The sequence below is a fragment of the Pseudoalteromonas sp. SCSIO 43101 genome (assembly GCF_023650775.1).
In the GTDB taxonomy this organism is placed as follows: domain Bacteria; phylum Pseudomonadota; class Gammaproteobacteria; order Enterobacterales; family Alteromonadaceae; genus Pseudoalteromonas; species Pseudoalteromonas apostichopi.
Genome location: NZ_CP072674.1, coordinates 364,652 through 387,772, shown reverse-complemented (window position 1 = coordinate 387,772; position 23,121 = coordinate 364,652). Strand labels below are relative to the sequence as shown.

The window sequence follows — 23,121 nt, the reverse complement described above, 5'->3', positions numbered from 1 at the left end:
GCATCACATTGCCTAACTAGGCAATTACTAGCATTACATTGCCTAACTAGGCAATTACTAGCATTACATTGCCTAACTAGGCAATTACTAGCATTACATTGCCTAACTAGGCAATTACTAACATCACATTGCCTAACTAGGCAATTACTAGCATCACATTGCCTAACTAGGCAATTACTAGCATCACATTGCCTAACTAGGCAATCACGTTACCTAACTAGGCAATCGCTTTGATTTGAGTGTATGGGGGCTTTATTTTTTCTGGGCACGAAGTTAATACTTTGGAGATTAAATAGAAAAATGGCCTGAATTACTTAAATAATTACTATTTTGGTGTGTTGGGCAGCGCTAATGTAGGCCTGCACTTATAAAGTGTTTACCCACACCTTTGTTCGTTCTATTGGCAGCATTAATCAAATTTGTTTGTCATTGAAAAGTATACAATTTCAGATTGAAGCTAATCGCCGCTCACGTAGCGTTCTTTAATGTTTTTTGGGTTATGTCGGTCTGGGCGTAACAAGGGTTTGCTTCACTACATGAGAGTGCTCAAGTTATACGGAACTATTTAAATGAGTGAGACAGTGGAAGAAGTAGTGGAGCTGTCTTGGCTCAAAGAGGTTTGCGCTGACAATTTTCTGTTTATTATTTCAAACATGAAAGAAATCGTTCACACGAATACCTTAAATGTCAGAGTTCGAGGTAAGCACGTTAAGCTGCTTAACGTATGGGATTTTTCGGTTAATCAGGTGTGGAACTATTGCAACGAGCTTTCTTGTCGTTCAATCAAAGATAGAAACAGGTGGCTATCCGAATATGACTTGCAAAATTACACAAATGGCGTAAACAAAGAGCTTGGATTAAACTCCGCTACCCTCCAAATGTTCGGACATGAATACGTTACTCGCCACAAGCAATTCAAGAACGCAAAGATTAACTGGCGTAAGTATGGTGGAGCTAAGTGCTCGCTATGTTTGATACCTGTCCGTAAAGATTGCACCAGCTTCAAACGAGGTCAGGTTTACTATAATCGCCAGTATTTCAAGGTCTGGGATAGTTACAGCCTAAACAACTACATATTCAAATCTGGCTCATTCAATGAAGACAGTCGTGCCGCTGTTGCTTCAATGTTGTGGTTGAATTCAAACCAGAGCAGACAGCAGGCAAGGCCAGTGTTGGTATAGATTTAGGCTGTAAAGACACCTCCCCAATGGGCAAGTTGCTTAATACTTCCTTTGAGACGGCTCAGGCGCTTTTGAGCGCAGATGATAACGCATCGTCCGTGCTCTATTTCTTGTGACTTAATTAAGAGTCCCCGAACAGCTTCGTGGAAGTTGTCAATGATATATCTCACACCAAGTCAATGCCAATATTCACAAACCTAAGTAACCTCAGTTCAGCATAAGAATTAAAGCCGAGTCACTTGTATACTTGGCTTTTTAGCCTGAAAGGTATAGGCAATTAATCCAGCCATTAAATTAACCATAAATGAGATGCAGCTGCGGTGCTTTGTATGGTCTATTTGAGCCATATTTTTCAGTTGGTCGAAAACTGTTTCAATGATGAAACGCTTTGATAACATAGCTCTATCCCAAGGTGATATTGGCTGACGTTTCATATTACTTCGTTGACCTGTAATAAAATCAATACCTTGCTCAGCAAGTTCCGCTTTTAGGTTTGCAGATACAGAACCTTTATCAGCGTATAAACTACCTGTAACATTTTCGACCATATCTGGTACCGGTTTCCTATCATCAACATTCCCTCCTGTCACTTTTACAGCTAATAAACCACCTTCATCATTCATGATGAGGTGTAGTTTAAAGCCATAAAACCTGCCCATTGTTCCTTTGCCTCGTTTGGTTTCTCCCGCGAAAACTTGGTGACGAGGAATACGCATGTTGTGACACACCTTGAGAGAAGTGGAGTCGATAAATGCAATGCCTGTTGGTTTATCAAAGCGCTGCTTCAGATAGCTACACAAAGCAGACAACGTGGCCTGAAGTAACTTCAACATACGTGTATAACTGACTAAATCAGGAAAATAATGTCGTCAATACTGACAAATAAATTTGGTGTAGTAAGTTTTAAAGTCGCGATAACCTGATTGATGAAAGGCAATTAAAATAGTCATCACTTCGCTAGAGGATAGTCGAGATGGCTTAATGCGTTGCTTTTCCCCTGATTCTATTAGGTGTTTAAGCCATTGAGGTTCAAACAATAAACAAAAATCATCGACATCTACGTAAGTTGCATCTAAGTTATTCATGCCCTTGCTTCGGTGATCTTATGTTTCTTGGTCAGAAAAATCTGATCACCGCAAGGGCATTCAGTTCCATTTCTTATGTGCAGCTCAGGTTAAGTAAAGCTATAGAACGAAATATGTTTATCTATTGAATATCGTAAGCTATCCAGAAGGGGTTAAGCAATCTGCCAAGTGACAGAAGAATATTGTTAAGGCTAAAACAAACTAAACAAAGACGCCCAATGATAACTGTTGATGTTTGCTTGTATTAAATATACTTAAGCCAGCAAATGGAAATCCACAGGAACATGCTTGAACATGAAAACCAAGTCAAGGCTATCTGATAGAAGTTGATATATTGCGCTTCAGATATGGCTCATTCAAATTTGCACTTAACCGTTTAGTGTTGGCGGTCTTGAGTATTTGTAAGTTATTGACAGACCTCTCTACATCATCGGTGATTACTACTCATTGATTCTTTTGATGTTTTCTTTGATTTATTGTTTTGATATCAAATTTACTTTCGATAACTTTTATTTTCTTTATTGCTGCTTTATCTGGTTTTGGTAAATTAGCGAAAGTGTAGCCTGCAGCTTTTCTAGCATAGTGGGTACCAGCGGTAAGATCATTTCCATGACCGACAATACTTGCAATTTCTACTTTTGAGTAACCTGCTTTTTTTAGGTTCGCAATAAGTTGGTGCCTGCCACTGTACATGCTTATCTTTTCTTTAGCCTTCGGGAAAAATCGAGTATATACAGCGCTTAACCTACGGCTTGCCTGTGCTACAGATGATTTTTTTGCTGTAATATCAGCATTCTCTGATAGCAACATTATGGTTAACTTAATGAAGCTCATTTGATACTTGTCTAGCTTTGATAAACCTATGTATCGATACTCAGAAAAGCTTCTCCCGTTAGTTGCTTTGGCATTCTTTACCTTAAGTATGGGCGGCTCTGCATCAACACCATCAATAGGGCTATCTATTAATTCACAAGTGCACCATTCTTGTGGTCTTAAACCAACACTAAGCGTGGCATTAAACATTGCTAGGGTGAGTTTGTCGTTTTTACCTGGTGATCCACTTTTAACTAGCGCGAACAGATATTTAGATATTTTGTCTGCTTCAACCTCGCTAACAGATTTCTTCTTTTTAGCTGATGTTCTTTTTATTAGACACTTTTTGTCAGTATGAGAGCCGTCAATATCACTAAGGCTCTTAGCCAAGCCACTTTTACCGTTGATGTCCAAGTAATGAATCAGGCTTGCTTTAACTAGACGCCAGTTAGCAAAACTTTTGTTTCTAGTCATATCTACAACGTAGTTTATGAAGTGTACGTCCAATTCATTAGCACCTGAATGCGTGAAGTATCGCATTATCCATTGGTTTGCTCTTATAACGTACTTATCTTCAGTATCGGTTGTTCGTGTTCTTTCTTCTGGAAACATTAATCACTCCTCTTAATTTGTGAAAATACCAAATTAGACACTTAGCAACAGCACCTAAATTGCAAAATAATCACTTTTTTGTTGAGTGGTTAAAATAATGTTGTTTAATAACCCTGAAAACATTAGAGGCTTTTTAGCAGGACGATGGTGCTGTCTAACTAGGCAGGCAAATAACCTAACAAGGTAATCACGTTGCCTAACTAGGATAAGTTTCCGCCTTATTGGGTAGATCTTCCTCCTAATAAAGTGAGCTAACTGCTTTTTTAGGCAGTGCTACTGGCTTAGGCATTTAGTTCCATTTCTTATGTACAGCTCAGGTTAATTAGAAAAATAAATGGAATTTTTGACTTTATTGATTTGAGCATAGCATCTTCCTTGTAGCTTCTGTCGCTCATATCTTAAACAACAATTTGTTCGTTGTCCCTTTTTATTCTTAAAGTAGTTATTACTTGAAATAAAAAAGCGCACCGGGCAGGGTGCGCTTGAGGGGATCAATCCTGTGTAGCTAAAACAGTAGGATTAATTAAAAACTTGGAGCATATCTCAGAGAAACACCCACTGAGCGGCCAATCACACTATAATCACTCACGGTGTTAAAGTGGTTTGCGCCTACCTCAGGTGTTGGCGGTTCACGGTCTAATAAGTTATCGACACCAAAGTTAACAGCAAGTTCCTCATTAACTTGCCATGCAGCGGCAAAATCTAAGTAATTTTGTGCTGAGATTGTTTCTGAACGGTCGACAGCATACTCTACTTCACCGATTCTGCGCCAGCCTAGTTGGAAGTTCATGTTATCTAACTGCCAATCAATACTCGCACGGTGTTTATAGTCGGCTTGTAAGATACTCGCAAAGTCACCAGAACAGGCACTACCATAAGTTCCTTTACAGTCAATTTCTGCTACAGTGCTGTTGTTTTGGCGTGTTTGTTTAGTAACAAAGTTACCTTGGTAAGAGAATCTAAAGCGACCACCCATTTGCTCTGGTGCATCAATCACATAATTTGCTGCAACATCGATACCTTCTTGTTCGATTGCAGCTAAGTTAAAGTCATTAACGATGGCTGTGCTAATAAAACCAGTGTTTGGATCACGAAGTACCGCACCACACAATGGGTTATTCGGATTTGGATCGTCAACATAACAGCTCTGTAGTGCAGCACCAGGCTGAATTTGGCTTACTGCATCTGTTACGCGAATACTGTAGTAATCGAGTGATAAATCAAAGCCTTCTAAATAGCTAGGTGTATAAACAATACCCAAGGTGTCTGATTCGGCTTGCTCAGGTTTAATATTCGGGTTACCACCATAGGTATATTCTGCCGTGCTTGAATCAAACTCAGTGCCAACAGGTGGTGCACCAAACGCAGCACACTGGGTTGCATCTCCGGTACCCAGTAAACATGGATCGCCGTTATAACGCCCTGCTAGTCGTGGTACAAATTGATCGCTGTTTTGATCGAATAACGATAACGAAAGAGCTGTAATTGGACTGGCAAACTCACCTAAGTTCGGCGCTCTAAATGCGGTTAAGCGGTTTGCTCGAATACGAATGTCACTGTTAATCGCCCAGTTGATCCCTAACTTGTAAGTATCTTCAGCTTCGGTATTTGAGTAATCAGAAATACGGTATGCACCTTCAAAGCTAAGCTCTTCGGCAAATGGTTGATCAACCAAAATTGGCACCAATACCTCAGCGTAGAACTCTTCTGAGCTAAAACTTGCATCCATATCAAATGCGCTGATAGAAGCAAAGCTAGTACCATTTCTGAATGCATCGCCCGGTGTTTGTTTTCCGGTTTCTTTACGGTATTCATAACCGACTGCAAAGTCGATAGCACCAGCAGGTAACTCAAATAAGAAACCAGAATCACCAGATAACGTGGCTGAGATCACACTTTGTGTACGGTCGCGGGTGGTATAAAGCAGCGGATCGCTAAAGCCACTGAAGTCGTGGTTGGGATCAAAAATATCTACAGAGTTTGCAAGGGCAGCAAAGCGGCTATTACCACTGTTATCATTACGGTAAGCGTTATTGTAAATGGTTGCTACTTCGTCAGTTTTTCCGTACTGACCATATATGTCATAGTATAGGTAGTCAGTAATATCGCCTTTTAGACCCAGCTGAAATTGCATTGAATCACGTACCGCTTCGGTGTGTTGTACACCTAAGCCTAAGTTGCGCTCAACATTAACAAGGGCATTACCTTCACTGTCAAACGTTAGTTGATCACGTAATTCATCAGGAATATATGCATTGTCTTGGGTTAGGGTTACTTGCTCGTTAACAAAAATTGGGGTTTGGCCACTTGCCCCAGCACCATTAACAGTAACTTTAGAGTACATTGCGCGACCATAGGCAATGGCACTGTCGCTGACATCAACGTCGAATAATAAACCCGCAGAAAAACGGTCCATCGGTTGAGTTAAATAACGATCAGGAGTGAAATCAGCTGTTGGGCGCTCACTTGTTACAGCACCTGAATCTGCAATACCGATACTGTTGCCAGATGCAACGTCAGTATAATAACCACCGCTGTTTATCATCGCCGTTGAGTTTTCAAGTGCATAGTCACGCTCACCGGCTAATAGCTCTTTTCGTTCGGTATAGCCAATGTAGCCTGTTACATGACCACGGCCATCGGCGATATCACCGCCAAAAATAGCCTCGAAGTTAAGCTTTTCGTTACCGCCGTCGGCACTTTCATAGCTAGTTGAGAACTCGGCGCCAGTAAAATCATCGTCTAGAACAAAGTTAACAACACCGGCTACGGCATCAGCACCATAAACCGCTGCTGCACCACCTGTTAAGACATCAACGCGTTTAATTAAGCCGGCAGGAATGGTATTTACGTCAACCGAATTACGAAAACTAAATGGTACGGCGCGAGTGCCGTCAATAAGTACCAATGTACGGTTTTGGCCAAGACCGCGTAAATCTATGGTTGATGAGCCAAATGAGTCACCGACTGTGGCACCTGTGCTGTTTGCACCTGCTGCAGCTTGTGGCAATTTTGCTGTAATATCTTCAACGTTTACAGCACGGTCTAGATGAATTTGTGCTTCATCAACGCTAACCACTGGGCTACTTGAGACCAGCTCGGTACGTTGAATACGTGAACCTGTAACTGTGATCACTTCAGGTTTTTTCGCCTCTGTGGCTTCTTCTGCGTGGGCATAACTTATTACTGAACTTACAGCGAGAGCTAAAGGTGAGAGCAGCAATAGTGAGCGATGCCCTGTAGATGTATTTGCTTTCATGATGATTCCCTTGCGTTTTATCATTTAAATCAACGCAGGTTGGTGTGTGACCTAGACCATTTAGTTAATTTAATGAGTCATACTTTTTGTTATGATGCTTCTGTGTTCTCCTTTTGGGGAGCTCACCGGTACAGTTTTAAAGCAATTTAAAAGTCTTTGCAATAATTATTCTTTAAATCTATTATTTTAAAATATAAACTATTCCACATCATCAACCCGCTTATTTACATCTAATAAGCTGATTTTAAGTGATTTATTTATGCATCAACATATTGAGAAACTGTATTTAAGCGCTAAGAAAGAAAAAAAATTAATAATTGGTTTAATGAGTGGTACCTCGTTAGATGGCCTTGATATCGCGTTATGCGAAGTATCAGGGCAGGGCATGGATACTCGTGTAGAAGTACTAAAGTTTATTACGGTCGACTACGACGATGATTATAAAACACGTGTAAAACGCGTATTCGCCAAGCGCGAGTGCGATCTTGAAGAAGTCACTTTATTAAACCCTTGGATTGGCCAATTACATGGTGAAATGGTTGCCAAAACGTTAGTCAGCTGGGGAGTAGCAAAAGAACTTGTTGATGTGATTGCCAGCCACGGACAAACTATTTATCACTGCCCAAAAAACCAACATAATCGCCCTGAATATGGCAATGCAACTCTACAAATTGGTGATAGCGATCATTTAGCCGTGACCGCAGGCATTACCACCATAGGTGATTTTAGACAAAAACACATAGCAGCGGGTGGTGAAGGTGCGCCGCTTGCTGTATATGGTGATTATTTGTACTTCACAAGTACTAGTGAAAACCGCATATTGTTAAATATGGGCGGCATTGCCAACTTAACCTACTTACCAAAATCTGCTGATGCACGAGCGGTTTTTAGCTCTGATATTGGCCCAGGCAATACCATTATGGATGCCTATGTTCAGCGTTACTTCGCACCACTTCATTATGATAAAGATGCCGCTATTGCAACAAAAGGTACGGTAAGTGAAGTTTTACTCAATGCGCTGTGTGATGATGCATTTTTTGGTTTAGGGTTTCCAAAAACCACAGGCCCAGAAGTGTTTAATCTAGACTATTTAGCAGCGGCACAAGCACGTTCAAATACGCAAGCGTTATCGCAATTTGATGTTATGGCAACTTTAGTGCAGTTTTCAGGAGTCATGATTGCCAAAGCAATTAACCAATGCAGTGAAGGCTTAACTGATGTGGCTGTATACGCCAGTGGTGGTGGGGTTCATAATCCATTATTAATGCAAGTTATTTTGGCTCATTGCCCAGAACTTACAGTAATCAATAACACTGATTCGTTGGGTATAAATCCAGATGCAAAAGAGGCTGTGTTATTTGCTATTTTAGCTAACGAATGTTTGTCGGGTGGACAACAACGCTTTGGTAATACTAAGCAAGGGATCCCCGATATTACCATGGGTAAAATTAGCTTTGCTGATTAGAGCCTAGAAAAAGGCTAAAAAGCTTGCGCCAATATGACTGATGTAATGGCGTAAGCCATGGTTTTTAGCTTGCTCAGAAGTTAACAGTTCTGGTGACGTGCTCGCTGCAATGCTGACATCAAACTGGGCGCTGTCTTTAAGTGTTGCATGCATACCGTGTAGCATTAATTGCAATACAAATTCACCACTGTGAGTAACGTTTTCTAAGGTAAGCATAATAACGTGCTGTTCTAGATCGTGTTGCGTTAAAGTGTGCGCAGTAAAATACGCTGACTCACGGGCATCAGGGCGTGTTGCACTGATTGAGATCACATCACCTTCATGGGCATCATCTGGCAGCACACAACAAAATACAACACGCTTTTGCTCATTAGCCGCAAAGTGCAATTGTTCATATTCCATAGTATGCGCAAGTGCAGCACATAAAGGGTCTTCACTAGAGGGGAGTGCAAACCAAAGTTGCACCAAGGCACTGTCCATTACTTCTTCATTACGTTAGCTGATTAAATTAGCGTCAATTATTGATCAGTTAAATTACAGAATTATGACTATTGTCATATTACGGATTATTTATTTCAAAAACAGAGAAAAGTTGTACTTTCTGTTCCAGAAATGGAATGGTTTCTGACAAGGTTGGAATAGAAAGTCTTATTTATCAATATAAGTTAAGTTGCTTTATTGTGAGTAATATTAAATGTTTGGGTCTAATAGAGTAAGCTGAGTAGTCCTTTTATATTACATTCCAGAGTCGATTAGTTGTATCTTCTAGTAATAAAAGCGTAACTCTACTGAATGGCATATGTTTCGTTAAACTGAAATTCACTCGATTATTTTAATAAATTCGAGTTCTTTTTGTAGTGAAGCTAGAATAGACTATATTGAATATGAAGCTAGAATAGACTATATTGAATATAATGTATTCAACAAATTAATCAAATGACATCGATGCAATATAATCAATACAGGCTTGTGGATGTATATGGCCGTGAAGCTGATCATTCTAAAGTTATAAATTATTGGGTATCAAATAATTTATTGTCTATGAGCGAAGCTCAAAAACGAGTATCAGAGGTAATACTAATAATATTTTACGCAGAATGTATCGTGGGTGTTATTACAGCGGCAAGCTTTTTTAAAGATAGAAAAAAGTATTTTTATGGCAGGATATCAATCGCAAAAAAACATCGAGGAACACGTCTATTTTTTATTGCTTGGAAGTTTATTTTGGAAAAATTAAGTCATCGCAAAAATAGCGGCGAGATTAATCAGTGTGGATTGGTTGTAGAGTTAAGCAACCCTAAACTTACTTCTTTAGCAGTCAAAAAAAGGGTGCTGCAGCCCCTTAAAGCTGTTCCTTTGGGATTGAGCAAAAACAGGATGCAGGTGTGGCTATATGAGTTTTGAGTTTTCGTTTTCAAAAAGCTTACCTTCTCTTTTGTATCGCTTAAATTTAAGTGTCATGTTTACAACCTATCAAGCCAATAGAGTTGTGATCCTAAACCCGACGGACGACAGTTTGCAGTGTTTGGTCAGATATTTTCCACGGCCTATGGGAATCGCGAAGCATGGAGACCTCTTGTCTATAGCTATGAAAGACCACATAGCCACTTTTAAGCAAAGTAAAAAATTAGCCTTCGAATACCCCTCGAAACCTGGACAATATGACTCGTTATTTTTTCCTTTATCTGTTCACTTTACTGGCAAAATGGATGCACATGATATTTGCTATACAGAGCATGGTCTTGTGGCAGTAAGCACTGCATATAATTGTTTATCGAAAATTGGCAATCAATACAGTTTTGAACCAATTTGGAAACCAGATTTTATCGATCAAATATTTCCAACAGATAGGTGCCATTTAAATGGGCTTGCTGTCAATGAAAATGGCCAATTAGCATTTGCCACTTCATTTTCAGACACTAATACCTACTTTGGTTGGAAGCAAAAAAAGCAATGTGGTCTATTATTTGATCTACGGAGAAAAACCATATTATGCAATAACCTTCAAATGCCCCATTCTCCTAGGCTTATTGGTAAGTGGCTTTATTTACTCGAGTCGTTAGCAGAAACCTTGGTTAAGATAGATGTGTTAACAGGGGAAAAAGAGGTGCTACATAAATTCAATGGGTTTGTCCGTGGTATGGATATCGTTGGGAATTACGCATTTATAGGAATATCAAAATTCAGAGAAGAGTCCTTAACTAATCTAGGCATAGAAGTTGACAACAGTAATGTAGTTCCTTCTCTCGTTGTTTTTGATTTAAATAGAGGCTTTGCTCTAGGAGAAATTGAGTTCCACAGCGATATAGAAGAGATTTATGACGTGAAATGTATCCAAAATACGTCAAAACTAAATATTCTGAACTCTACTGAAATTGATGGGTACAACCCTATAGATACCCCTAGTTTAACAGGCTGGTTTAAGACTAAAGAGGGTTAGAATAATAATTACGAAGGTGATATATGATGAATAAAAATCAAATAAAAGTTCCAATTTTAAACCCATTAACCTTATCAGTGGCAGTAGCGTTATACCCCTCTTGTTTGTTAGCAAGTCAATTGAACAAACCAGCTCTTCCCACTAATGATTACCTGAAAAATGAAATACTCTTCATTGATGAGCGGGTTCATGATAAAGCTCTGCTCTTATCTAATTTAAAAAAAAATGTACTGCCTATAGAAATTAGCTCGGTAGATGACGCCTTTCGCAAAATGGTGTCAATAGTAAAAGAACATGGTACTAATAATTTAGACAGAGTTACTCTTCTATCTCACGCATCTCCCGGAGAACTGGACTTTGGAAATGCCAAAGTCGACTATGAATATATTGTCTCAAATGAGAAAGTAAAAGAGCTTACATCTCTACTGGATGGTAAAGATCTAATTATTCTGGGCTGTGACATTGCAAGTGGTGATATTGGGCATAAGTATTTACAACAGCTAAGTTCAGGTTCGACTTTGCGAATTGCCGCATCTACAAACAAGACAGGCTACGCTAAACAGGGTGGGGATTGGAACTTAGAATATAATCCGAATCAAATTAAAAATTATATTCCTTTCAACGACTTTATTATCAACAATTACAAACATACGTTCGTTGCTCCCGATTTTATTGAAGGTACCACTATATTTAGTGGAAAAGCTAGCCGTACTCTGAGCCAAGTAGTTTTTGGAGATGTTGATGGCGATGGAGATGATGATGCGATTTTCTATGGCGATCAAGTTTTAGATAAGGTTTATAAAAATGATGGGTCAGGTAATTTTTCTTCTTTCTCAACAATTTCAGTAACGGGAGAACGTAGTTTCCAATATGAACTTCGTGATATTGATGGTGATAATGACTTAGATGCTTTAATTAGAATTTCCGGACAACCATTAGGTGTATATACAAATGATGGTTCTGGTAATTTTTCATATGCACAAGGGCTGGCGGGGAGAGCTCAATCATTCGCAGCTGAGGATTTTGATAATGACGGGGATATTGATATTGCCGTTGCAAACTACAATACCAGTAACAGTAGTCTAAATAAGATTTACATATTCGAAAATAATGGCTCGGGAATATTCAGTAATATATCAGATATCACAGACGCTACTTGTGCTGGTATAAACGGTAATTATTACTATGATATTGAAGCGCTAGATGCTGATAATGATGGAGATCTGGATATCATTTCAGCAAATGAGGATTGCGGGAATACTTATATTAATAATGGTTCCAATACGTTTTCTCTTCAGGAAACATTTGGAACTGTATTTTTAACGACCGTTGTTAAAGGTGACTTTGATGGTGATGGAGACGAAGACTTCTACGTACCAAAGGCAGCGTTTGATGGTCCTCAAAGCAATCCAACTAAATATTACTCTGTTCTGTTTACCAACAATGGTACGGGAACTTTTACTAGAAGCAATATAGACGCCAGCACTGTTAATGGCTCAAGGAGCACAAACGAAAAGCTATATGGTGATTTTGATAATGACGGTGACATAGATTATTTGAAAAACGATACCTTCTATTTAAACAATGGTTCAGGTTCTTTTACTGCAGGTCAGCAGGTGAACATAGAAGTTATTGCTGATGATTCTTACAATAATGGAGCATATAGAGGAACCAGAGGGATAGGTGTTGGAGATGTCGACGGTGATGGTGATATAGATGCAGTCTTTAAAGGCGAAGACAAGTATTACACTTCTCCTAACTATGGTTATGAATATCTAATAAAAAGCTTTGTTTCTGCAACAGCGAATAATTCGCCTACGGTCACTGGTACACCCACATCTATAACTATAACCGAAGACACCCAATCTAATTTAGATCTTTCTAGTATCGAATTTGCAGATGCGGATGGTGATACACTTACTGTTTCACTTATGTTACTTAATGCTTCGTTTTCAGCCCCAGAGGATGGCTCTGGGCTAGGTGTTGTAGCAACATTAGTGTCTTCTACCGAAGTGCAGTTACAAGGGGCGGCTAGTAGTATCAACAACTATTTGGATACAGCTAGTAATATTAAGCTTATCGGAACTGCCAACCTCTATGGAAATAATGCTGCGACGCTTAATATTTCCGCGGAAGATACATCGGCAACTGGTTTGGCAAGTAATCCAAATGTGAGTATAAATATCACTGCCGTTAATGATTCACCATCAGGTAGCGTAACGATCAGTGGCACCCCGACTCAAGGCCAAACACTCACGGCGAGTAACACGCTTGCTGATGAAGACGGCTTGGGCACGATCAACTATCAGTGGCTTCGAGATGGCGTGGCGATAAGTGGTGAGACAAATTCAACGTACGTTCTTAGTCAAGAGGATGTAGGGGCACAAATTAGTGTGCGGGCCAGTTACACTGATGGCGGTAGCACTGCTGAAAGTGTCACGTCATCAGCTACATCGGCAGTGACCAACACCAACGATGCGCCCACAGGCACTGTCACTATTAACGGCACCCCTAGTCAGGGTGAGACGTTGACAGCAAGTAACACTTTAGCGGACGTAGACGGGTTAGGCACGATCGCCTACCAATGGCTCCGTGATGGGGTTGCGATTAGTGGTGCCACAGGCACGACGTTGACGTTGACGCAAACCGATGTGGGTACACAGATTTCGGTTCGCGCAAGCTATATAGACAACGGTGGTGCGAATGAAAATGTCGTATCAGCGCAAACAGCTGTGGTGAGCAATGTAAATGACTTACCGACAGGCAGTGTGACGATTAGTGGTGTTGCACAAGAAGATGAAACACTCACGGCGAGTAACACGCTTGCTGATGAAGACGGCTTGGGCACGATTAGCTATCAGTGGCTTCGAGATGGCGTGGCGATAAGTGGTGCGACAAATACAACGTACGTTCTTAGTCAAGAGGATGTAGGGGCACAAATTAGTGTGCGGGCCAGTTATACCGATGGCGGTAGCACAGATGAAAGTGTCACGTCTTCACTGACAAATTCAGTCGTTAATATTAACGATGCCCCCACAGGTGACGTAACGATCAGTGGCACCCCGACTCAAGGCCAAACACTCACGGCAAGTAACACGCTTGCTGATGAAGACGGCTTGGGCACGATTAGCTATCAGTGGCTTCGAGATGGCGTGGCGATAAGTGGTGCGACAAATACAACGTACGTTCTTAGTCAAGAGGATGTAGGGGCACAAATTAGTGTGCGGGCCAGTTACACTGATGGCGGTAGCACGGACGAAAGTGTCACATCGTCGGCGACATCGGCGGTGATTAACACCAACGATGCACCCACAGGCAATGTCACTATTAATGGCACGCCTAGTCAGGGTGAGACGTTGACAGCAAGTAACACTTTAGCGGACGTAGATGGGTTAGGCTCGATCACCTATCAATGGCTCCGTGATGGGGTTGCGATTAGTGGTGCCACAGGCACGACGTTGACGTTGACGCAAACCGATGTGGGTACACAGATTTCGGTTCGCGCAAGCTATATAGACAACGGTGGTGCGAATGAAAGTGTCGTATCAGCGCAAACAGCTGTGGTGAGCAATGTAAATGACTTACCGACAGGCAGTGTGACGATTAGTGGTGTTGCACAAGAAGATGAAACACTCACGGCGAGTAACACGCTTGCTGATGAAGACGGCTTGGGCACGATTAGCTATCAGTGGCTTAGAGGTGGGGTGGCTATAAGTGGTGCGACCAATTCAACGTACGTTCTTAGTCAAGAGGATGTAGGGGCACAAATTAGTGTGCGGGCCAGTTATACCGATGGCGGTAGCACAGATGAAAGTGTCACGTCTTCACCGACAAATTCAGTCGTTAATATTAACGATGCCCCCACAGGTGACGTAACGATCAGTGGCACCCCGACTCAAGGCCAAACACTCACGGCGAGTAACACGCTTGCTGATGAAGACGGATTGGGCACGATCAACTATCAGTGGCTTCGAGATGGCGTGGCGATAAGTGGTGCGACAAATACAACGTACGTTCTTAGTCAAGAGGATGTAGGGGCACAAATTAGTGTGCGGGCCAGTTACACTGATGGCGGTAGCACGGACGAAAGTGTCACGTCATCAGCTACATCGGCGGTGACCAACACCAACGATGCGCCCACAGGCAATGTCACTATTAATGGCACACCTAGTCAGGGTGAGACGTTGACAGCAAGTAACACTTTAGCGGACGTAGATGGGTTAGGCACGATCACCTATCAATGGCTCCGTGATGGAGTGCCTATTGATGGTGCAACAGATGATAACTATATATTGAATCAAGATGATGTGGGTGCGCAAATCAGTGTGAGGGCCAGTTATACCGATGGCGGTGGTACTGCTGAAAGCGTGACGTCTAGTCCTACTGCAGTGGTGACCAACACCAACGATGCGCCAACTGGCTCAGTTGTCATTAGTGGCACACCGAGTCAAGGTGAAACCTTGACTGCAAGCAACGATTTAGCAGACACCGATGAATTGGGCACGATCACCTATCAATGGCTCCGTGATGGAGTGCCTATTGATGGCGCGGTAGGTGATAGTTATGTATTGACTCAAGATGATGTGGATGCGCAAATCAGTGTTAGAGCTAGCTATACCGATGGCGGTGGTACTGCTGAAAGTGTGACGTCTAGCCCTACTGCAGTGGTGACCAACATCAACGATGCGCCTACAGGCAACGTTTCTATTAATGGTACACCTAGTCAGGGTGAGACGTTGACAGCTAGTAACACTTTAGCGGACGTAGATGGGTTAGGCACGATCACCTATCAATGGTTCCGTGATGGAGTGCCTATTGATGGTGCAATAGATGATAACTATATATTGAATCAAGATGATGTGGGTGCACAAATTAGTGTGAGGGCCAGTTATACCGATGGCGGTGGCACTGCTGAAAGCGTGACGTCTAGTCCTACAGCAGTGGTGACCAACACCAACGATGCACCAACTGGCTCAGTTTCCATTAGTGGTACGCCGATTCAAGGTGAAATATTGACTGCAAGCAACGATTTAGCAGACACCGATGAATTGGGCACGATCACCTATCAATGGCTACGAGATGGGATGCCTATTGATGGCGCGGGAGGTGATAGTTATGTATTGACTCAAGATGATGTGGGTGCGCAAATTAGTGTGCGGGCTAGTTATACCGATGGCGGTGGTACTGCTGAAAGCGTGACGTCTAGCCCTACTGCAGTGGTGACCAACATCAACGATGCGCCTACAGGCAATGTCACTATTAATGGCACGCCTAGTCAGGGTGAGACGTTGACTGCAAGCAACGATTTAGAAGATGCAGACGGATTGGGCACAATCACCTATCAATGGCTCCGTGATGGGGTGCCTATTGATGGCGCAGTAGGTGATAGTTATGTATTGAGTCAAGATGATGTGGGTGCACAAATAAGTGTGAGGGCCAGTTATACCGATGGAGGTGGTACAGCTGAAAGCGTGACGTCTAGCCCTACTGCAGTGGTGACCAACATCAACGATGCGCCAACTGGCTCAGTTGTCATTAGTGGCACACCGAGTCAAGGTGAAACCTTGACTGCAAGCAACGATTTAGAAGATGCAGACGGATTGGGCACAATCACCTATCAATGGCTCCGTGATGGGGTGCCTATAGATGGTGTGATAGGTGATAGTTATGTATTGACTCAAGATGATGTGGGTGCGCAAATTAGTGTGCGTGCTAGTTATACCGATGGCGGTGGTACTGCTGAAAGTGTGACGTCTAGCCTTACTTCAGTGGTGACCAATATAAACGATGCGCCCACAGGCAATGTCACTATTAGCGGCATACCGACTCAAGGTGAAACCTTGACTGCAAGCAACGATTTAGAAGATGCTGACGGATTGGGCACGATCACCTATCAATGGCTCCGTGATGGGGTGCCCATTATTGGTGCGATAGGTGATAGTTATGTCTTGACTCAAAATGATGTGGGTGCGCAAATCACTGTAAATGCCAGTTATACCGATGAGGGGGGCACTGCTGAAAGTGTGACGTCTAGCCCTACCGCATTAGTGAATAATACTAATGATGCGCCAACTGGATCAGTCAGCATCAGTGGAAAACCGATTCAAGGTGAAACGTTAACTGCAAGCAATAATTTAGCGGATGCGGATGGGTTAGGCACAATTATCTATCAATGGCTCCGAGATGGGGTGCCTATTGATGGCGCGATAGGTGATAGTTATGTCTTGTCTCAAGATGATGTGGGTGCACAAATCAGTGTGAGGGCCAGTTATACCGATGGCGGTGGTACTGCTGAAATAGTGATATCAAATCAAACAAGTACTATTATTTCTAAAAATACTCCCCCTACAGGATCCGTTTCAATCGTGGGCTCTGCAACATTGGGAGCAACATTGACAGCGAGCAACAATTTAGCTGATGAAGATGGGATCGGCGCGATTTCATATCAATGGCTGCGTGATGGAGTACCAATAGTAGGTGGAGTTGGACTCAGTTATATTCTTATTGAAGCCGATATAGGTAGTAAAATTTCTGTTGTTGCAACTTATATCGATGGGAAGGGCAATGAGGAGTCTGTAACGTCACAAAGTACTGCAATAGTCGTAGAAACAAATATCGCCCCAATAGCGCTGGATTCTGAGATTTCAGTTGATGAAGATAGCAGTTTCTCATTTAAACTTGATACCTTTGATGTAAACGGCGATGACCTTGAATTAACGATTATTTCTCAGCCGCAACGAGGCTCATTAACCCCTCAAGGTCAGTTGTGGCTGTACACGCCTGATGAAAATGTAAATGGTAGCGATAGCTTTACGTTTACAGTGAATGATGGAGAATTCGACTCTGAATCAGCAACGGTATCAATAGTTATACGTCCAGTGAATGATGCGCCAGTTGCTAATAATGATCAGTATAGTATTTCATCATCGGCTGGTGAAAGTATAGTACTGGATATTCTTAATAATGATACTGACATCGATGGCGATCCTATCACCATTTATCAAGTAACAACTAATATCGGTAGTGTGAGTAATATCAATAATTTATTGACCTTCACACCTCCTCAAGGTTTTATTGGAGATGCCACTATTCAATATGCAATTAGAGATCCAGATGGCGAGATTGCCAATGCAATTGCTAGTTTAGAAATTGTATCAGATGGTGGCGATATAACCATTACCGCTCCTGCTGACATTTCTGTCAATGCTACAGGTTTATTTACTAAAGTGGATTTGGGCACGGCGACTGCAGTAAACGCGCGAGGTGAAAACGTCGCAGTTACAGCAGATACCAATGGTTTCTTCGCACCTGGAAAATATAAAGTGCTGTGGAGTGCCACAGAGGGAGATAATATTGCATCTGCCGCTCAGTCTGTTGATGTTATCCCGCTAGTTAGTTTGAGTAAGGATCAGACTATAAGCGAAGGAAGTGAAGCGCAGTTCAAAATGATTCTTAATGGTAGTGCTGCAGTTTATCCAGTTAATGTCTCGTATACTATTAATGGATCCGTAGACTCCTCTGATCATAGTTTGGTTGAGGACTCTATCACTTTCAGAGAAGGAGAACGTGAGAAACTTGTTAAATTTGATGTGTATGAAGATGGTATAATTGAAGGCACTGAAGAAATAACTATCTCTCTGGACTCTGTAGAGAATGCAGTCTTTGGTCCAAAATCAACACATAAAGTGACTATTGTTGAAGGTAATGTGGCGCCTACACTGTCTGTTTTTGCAACCCAAAACACACTTGACAATACTCGCCTTATTTCTAAAGAATCTGGTTTAGTTACTCTTTCCGTCGTTATTAATGATCCCAATATATTTGATTCTCATTCAGTTGCTTGGCTTCCAAGTGATGAAAATATTACAGATTCTGATAATGAAGCGACAACGTTTACCTTTGAGCCAAATATTTTATCAGAAGGCTTGTATAGTTTTGTAGTGAGGGTAGATGATGGGATTGACACGACATCCGAGATAATAAAATTGTTGGTGGTCGAGACTCCACCACAATTATCTCAAAATGATAGTGATGATGACGGAATTAATGATGATGAAGAGGGGTTTGGAGACGACGATGGCGATGGCATTCCTAATTATCTTGATTCACGGCTTATAACCTCCAATGTAGCGCAAGAAAAGCGACTAACTAATGGTTCATTTTTGATGGAAACAGAGCCAGGTCTATCAATTGTAATTGGTGATGTTGCATTGCGAGCAAATGCACATGCATCTGGTGTGAGTGATTCAGATATCTCTCAATACGGTGATGATGGAAAAGGTGTAAATAAAGATAGTAAATTTAATCACATAAATGGATTATTTGATTTTTCAATTCTTGGTCTTCCTGTATCCGGTCAATCAGTTAACCTTGTGTTAGCACAGTTTTTACCGATAGCTGAAAACTCTCAATATCGAAAACTGGTATCAGGTGAATGGATTAATTTTGTAGAAAATGATAAGAATCTGGTTTCGTCTGCGACTGGTTCTCAAGGCTACTGCCCTCCTCCTGGCTCGAGTGAGTATCAACCAGGTTTGGGCCTCGGGCATTGGTGTGTGCAACTTACAATAGAGGATGGGGGACCAAATGATGATGATGGCATGGCTAATAAAGCAATCGAAGATCCAGGCGGTGTGGCGGTTGCAATATCAAATAATACAGCACCAGAAGCACAACAGGACTCAGTAGAAATTAGGGAAATAAGAGAAGTAACAGTAGATGTACTCGCCAACGACACTGATTCAGATGGTGATACCTTAACAATCACTAGTGCGAATGTTGATATTGGCCGTGTTGATATTGTTAATAACAAACTACAATACACCGCAGTTATAGGCTTTTACGGTAGAGTTACGATTCTATATGGTATTAGTGATGGGCAAGGAGGTGTTTCGTCAAGTGAGTTGTTAGTTGATATTTTACCTAATTCAGTACCTGTTGCACAAAATGACACTGTAAATACGGACGATCGTACTGCAGTAATAATTAATGTTCTTAATAATGATAGCGACTCGGATGGTGATATGCTAGTTGTTACATCAGCAACCTCAACATATGGGGAAACTTCAATAAACGACGATTACTCAATAACTTATATACCAAAACAAGGGTATGATGGAATCGATGATGTTAAATATGTCGTTGAAGATGGATATGGGGGAGTGACTGAAGGACACGTAAAAGTCACCATAACAGCATATAAGAAGGCTGAGATAACAAACAACTCCTCAGGAGGTGGTAGTGTGTCAGTACTGTTTGCTCTACTTGCCCTGTTAGGCTTATCAGTGCGCTCACCAAAACGAAATTCTAAGGAGGATGAATAATGAAATTATGTTTGATATTTGTATTTTTAGTGTTAACAAGCATTCATGTGAAAGCCAACGAGTTTCACCTTGGTATATGGGTTGGGCAGGCAAAAACGAGCTTAAGAGGTTATGACTCCACGATTATTTCCTCGAATAAATCCGATACCAGTTATAAGCTTGAAGGGAGTTATAAATTAAGTGACTCACTCTTGATTGACTTTGGTTATGTAGATCAAGGCATGGGGCAGGTTGTATTACTCAATGAGACGCTTGACTTATCAAGCTACCACCAAAAAGTCCGTGAGATAGCCCCTGTTTTAGCAAATGGTTTTACATTCGGCTCTGATTACATATTTTGGCAGACAGAGACATGGTCATCATCTATTGAGCTTGGTTTATATGTTTGGGAAAGTGAAATTGAGAGTCGTAGCGATAATGATACATTATATACTGACTTTAGTGGGACTGACCTATATTTTGGTGGGGTTGTCAGCTATGCCTTCACTAAGCATTGGAATGTTGGATTCAATTATAGAAACTATCAATTGGACCAGAGTATTCATGAGTATTCTTTAGGATTAGTATACCGCTTCTAAGAGTATATTCTACAGAAAGTGGCCACGATTTAAGCTTTTGAGACAACACTTGTCTTGTCTAAGTTTAATGATCATGTATATATTGCCTCAATGGCTTCGAGCAGTTGAGGCAATATTAAGGTTGATATCACCCCACAATAATATTAAATCATTTAATTAAGCGAATAGGCATTACCTTGAAAAAAGCCGTGATAATAGAGAATATTTAATGCCCAATCATTTTTAGTTTTAAAATATTTTAAGAATATTATTTGCAAATTTATTCCAACGATTTTTCGTAATAAAACACAAATTCCAGTGCTTTATCAGAAGCACTGGTAATTATCTATCAGAAACTGATACACAATTTCATCGTCGTTAGTAGAGCTTAATTCCAGCCTTGGATCTGAAAGAACAAAGTTGAATGGCTAATTCGTTTTGGTCGGATATAAGTCTGTATCTTTTGGTTCTTGTTGAGCTCCTATTAAAAGCTAAGAAAAAACAGTATTTCGTCCTCTTCTTTTTGCCTCATAAAGGTGTAAGTCGACTCTTTTGGCTGCCTGTTCTGACGTTTCGTTTGGTGCAATTTCTATAACACCTAAACTTATCGTTGCGCTTATAGACAAAGATGTATGTTCCTTTTCGGCAACTGAAAGTCTAATACGCTCGGCAATATCTTTTGCATGCTCTAAAGATTGATTTTCAAGCACAATTAAAAACTCTTCGCCGCCGACACGACCTACCCGATCAGAACAACGGACTGTTTGTACAATCGTGTTGGTTATAGATATGATTAATTCATCACCAATATCGTGACCGTACTGATCATTGACCGCTTTAAAATGATCAATATCGATAGAAATCAAAGAACTGACTTGCTGATTGAGTTTGTTTTGCAGCATGACACTTCGTTTTAAATTCAATATAGCTCTTCGATTTGCTATGCCTGTTAGTTCATCTTTTAAAGCGAGTATTTCAAAGTACTTTTTCTGGCGAACTTGTTTGAATGTATAAACGGCGAATAAGAGTAAGCACAAGCAAGTGATCATCACAGTTAAGCCTTGCCAAAAAGATTTATCTTCGGCCACCGCTAAAAGTTTTTGTTGTAGCTTTGACTCATGCTCTAAACGAGAAATCTCAAGGATCTGCTGTTCATAATTAAAGTTTAATCTGGCAGAAATAAGCGTGTTATTTGCGATAGCTTGTTGTTTAGTTTTAATTAAAGTGATTAATTGTTGTTGAGATGCTATTTGTAAGGAAGTATCTCCTGTTGCAGCTGTAAGCTGCGAGGTTAAATTTAAATAACGCTCCTTTAAGCTCTCGGGCCAAAATTGTTGTTGCCCGGCTATCTTCTCATGAGATGAAAGGGCGGCTTGCAACTGAGCTGTAGCCAAGTACCATTCTGATTTAGTGAAGTTGTAAAGAGTCATAATCCAGCTGTCAGTCACAGAAAGCGTGTTCAACTCAGTTAGATATGACTCAGCCTGAGATAAACTATTAAGTTTTATATTGAGTTCTGTCAGTTTTATCAATATGTAAGCATAGCCATTATCGTTTTCGAAGCGACGAACATCTTTTTTAATCGACTCGTATAGCTCAATTGCCTTTATTAAGTCACCTTTTTCTTCATAGGTATATGCGAGTTGATCCGCTACTTTGTACTGCTCTTGCTCATTGAATTTCGTTAACGCTAACTTTGCACGCTGCAGTTGTTCAATTGCAAGTTCATAGTTGTACAAAGCTATATGAATATTGGCAATTTCTTTTAATGCGAGCGCCTTTTCGTAGTCATTACCTGCTTTTTCAAATAACTGATAAGCAGTTTTAGCAGAGTCGAATGCCTCTTGATAGTTGCCTTTATCTAACTGAATACGGTTAAGTACAATGTGAGCAATAGCAATGATTGACAATGGTTTAGGGGAGGTTGCTTTTTCTAATGACGGGGTGTTTATTATTGTTTTTAAGTGTTCGAGAGCTGTTTGATAATTACCTTGTGTATATTCTTGGTTTGCTTCACAGGTAGCAAATTCTTGTATTAAGGTTAAATCGTTTGCTTCTTGGATGATTGGCTTAGCTGTTTCTAGAAATTTATTATATTCACTAATCCCGTTTGGGCTTGATACATCAGAAAACCAACATTTAAACGCCATTACTTGCGCATCATCTAGCACATTTTCATAAGGCATTTGCTGCTCTAATTTAGCTAAAACTTCGACAGATTCAGAATACGTTTTATAACCGTGAAGAACACTGTTGATTTCACTCTGAACGTCAGTTGCAGCCACATTGGCTGCAAATAGCAACAAGCACAATATCCTTATCATTTGAGCATTACTCCATACTGCTACTCTAGTGCCAATCAATGACATATTTTTACTAATTGCTG

Annotated in this window: 10 protein-coding genes and 1 pseudogene; 6 read left to right on the top strand and 5 right to left on the bottom strand. The window is 40.9% G+C overall.

Annotated features, from left to right (window positions below):
- Positions 1-569: 569 nt before the first annotated feature.
- Positions 570-1,181: a hypothetical protein gene (locus J8Z25_RS18815; protein WP_250662369.1), complete on the top strand. Its 612-nt coding sequence runs from the start codon at positions 570-572 to the stop codon at positions 1,179-1,181.
- 224 nt (positions 1,182-1,405) lie between these two features.
- Here J8Z25_RS18815 and J8Z25_RS18810 read toward each other — a convergent pair.
- From J8Z25_RS18810 to J8Z25_RS18800, 3 genes and pseudogenes are all read right to left on the bottom strand, one after another.
- Positions 1,406-2,266: pseudogene (locus J8Z25_RS18810) on the bottom strand (IS982 family transposase).
- Positions 2,267-2,710: 444 nt separating this feature from the next.
- Entirely contained in the window at positions 2,711-3,691 is a 981-nt protein-coding gene (locus J8Z25_RS18805) for a site-specific integrase (RefSeq protein ID WP_250662368.1), read from the bottom strand.
- Between the two features lie 523 nt (positions 3,692-4,214).
- Positions 4,215-6,950 carry a TonB-dependent receptor domain-containing protein gene (locus J8Z25_RS18800; RefSeq protein ID WP_250662367.1) on the bottom strand — a complete coding sequence of 912 codons (2,736 nt, stop codon included), beginning with the start codon at positions 6,948-6,950 and terminating at the stop codon, positions 4,215-4,217.
- A gap of 259 nt (positions 6,951-7,209) precedes the next feature.
- Here J8Z25_RS18800 and J8Z25_RS18795 point away from each other — a divergent pair, with 259 nt between their 5' ends.
- Positions 7,210-8,415 carry an anhydro-N-acetylmuramic acid kinase gene (locus J8Z25_RS18795; RefSeq protein ID WP_250662366.1) on the top strand — a complete coding sequence of 402 codons (1,206 nt, stop codon included), beginning with the start codon at positions 7,210-7,212 and terminating at the stop codon, positions 8,413-8,415.
- A 3-nt stretch (positions 8,416-8,418) separates the two neighbouring features.
- On the opposite strand, the gene J8Z25_RS18790 is transcribed toward J8Z25_RS18795, so the two are convergent.
- The gene (locus J8Z25_RS18790; RefSeq protein WP_250662365.1) at positions 8,419-8,895 is read right to left on the bottom strand and encodes a hypothetical protein; all 477 of its coding nucleotides are present in this window, start codon (positions 8,893-8,895) and stop codon (positions 8,419-8,421) included.
- 465 nt (positions 8,896-9,360) lie between these two features.
- On the opposite strand from J8Z25_RS18790, the gene J8Z25_RS18785 reads away from it, so the two are divergent.
- Genes J8Z25_RS18785 through J8Z25_RS18770 form a run of 4 tightly spaced genes read left to right on the top strand, consistent with a single transcriptional unit; the run spans position 9,361 to position 20,756 of the window.
- Positions 9,361-9,819: a hypothetical protein gene (locus J8Z25_RS18785; RefSeq protein ID WP_250662364.1), complete on the top strand. Its 459-nt coding sequence runs from the start codon at positions 9,361-9,363 to the stop codon at positions 9,817-9,819.
- On the top strand, positions 9,809-10,855 hold the full coding sequence (locus J8Z25_RS18780) for a TIGR03032 family protein (protein WP_250662363.1): 1,047 nt from the start codon (positions 9,809-9,811) through the stop codon (positions 10,853-10,855). The genes J8Z25_RS18785 and J8Z25_RS18780 overlap by 11 nt, the downstream gene beginning before the upstream one ends.
- A 23-nt stretch (positions 10,856-10,878) precedes the next feature.
- Positions 10,879-20,178 (top strand): Ig-like domain-containing protein, encoded by a 9,300-nt coding sequence (locus tag J8Z25_RS18775; RefSeq protein WP_250662362.1) that lies wholly within the window; start codon positions 10,879-10,881, stop codon positions 20,176-20,178.
- Positions 20,178-20,756, top strand: coding sequence for an outer membrane beta-barrel protein (locus tag J8Z25_RS18770; protein WP_250662361.1), 579 nt, complete (start codon positions 20,178-20,180; stop codon positions 20,754-20,756). The genes J8Z25_RS18775 and J8Z25_RS18770 overlap by 1 nt, the downstream gene beginning before the upstream one ends.
- A gap of 470 nt (positions 20,757-21,226) precedes the next feature.
- Here the strand turns inward: J8Z25_RS18770 and J8Z25_RS18765 are convergent, their stop codons facing one another.
- A complete protein-coding gene (locus J8Z25_RS18765) occupies positions 21,227-23,041 on the bottom strand; it encodes a GGDEF domain-containing protein (RefSeq protein WP_250662360.1) in 1,815 nt (604 codons plus the stop codon).
- Positions 23,042-23,121 lie beyond the last annotated feature (80 nt).

What these genes read in the sequence shown, in the direction of transcription:
- J8Z25_RS18815 (WP_250662369.1), top strand. Translation starts at nt 570, where the DNA reads ATGAGTGAGACAGTGGAAGAAGTAGTGGAGCTGTCTTGGCTCAAAGAG.
- J8Z25_RS18805 (WP_250662368.1), bottom strand. Translation starts at nt 3,691, where the DNA reads ATGTTTCCAGAAGAAAGAACACGAACAACCGATACTGAAGATAAGTAC.
- J8Z25_RS18800 (WP_250662367.1), bottom strand. Translation starts at nt 6,950, where the DNA reads ATGAAAGCAAATACATCTACAGGGCATCGCTCACTATTGCTGCTCTCA.
- J8Z25_RS18795 (WP_250662366.1), top strand. Translation starts at nt 7,210, where the DNA reads ATGCATCAACATATTGAGAAACTGTATTTAAGCGCTAAGAAAGAAAAA.
- J8Z25_RS18790 (WP_250662365.1), bottom strand. Translation starts at nt 8,895, where the DNA reads ATGGACAGTGCCTTGGTGCAACTTTGGTTTGCACTCCCCTCTAGTGAA.
- J8Z25_RS18785 (WP_250662364.1), top strand. Translation starts at nt 9,361, where the DNA reads ATGCAATATAATCAATACAGGCTTGTGGATGTATATGGCCGTGAAGCT.
- J8Z25_RS18780 (WP_250662363.1), top strand. Translation starts at nt 9,809, where the DNA reads ATGAGTTTTGAGTTTTCGTTTTCAAAAAGCTTACCTTCTCTTTTGTAT.
- J8Z25_RS18775 (WP_250662362.1), top strand. Translation starts at nt 10,879, where the DNA reads ATGATGAATAAAAATCAAATAAAAGTTCCAATTTTAAACCCATTAACC.
- J8Z25_RS18770 (WP_250662361.1), top strand. Translation starts at nt 20,178, where the DNA reads ATGAAATTATGTTTGATATTTGTATTTTTAGTGTTAACAAGCATTCAT.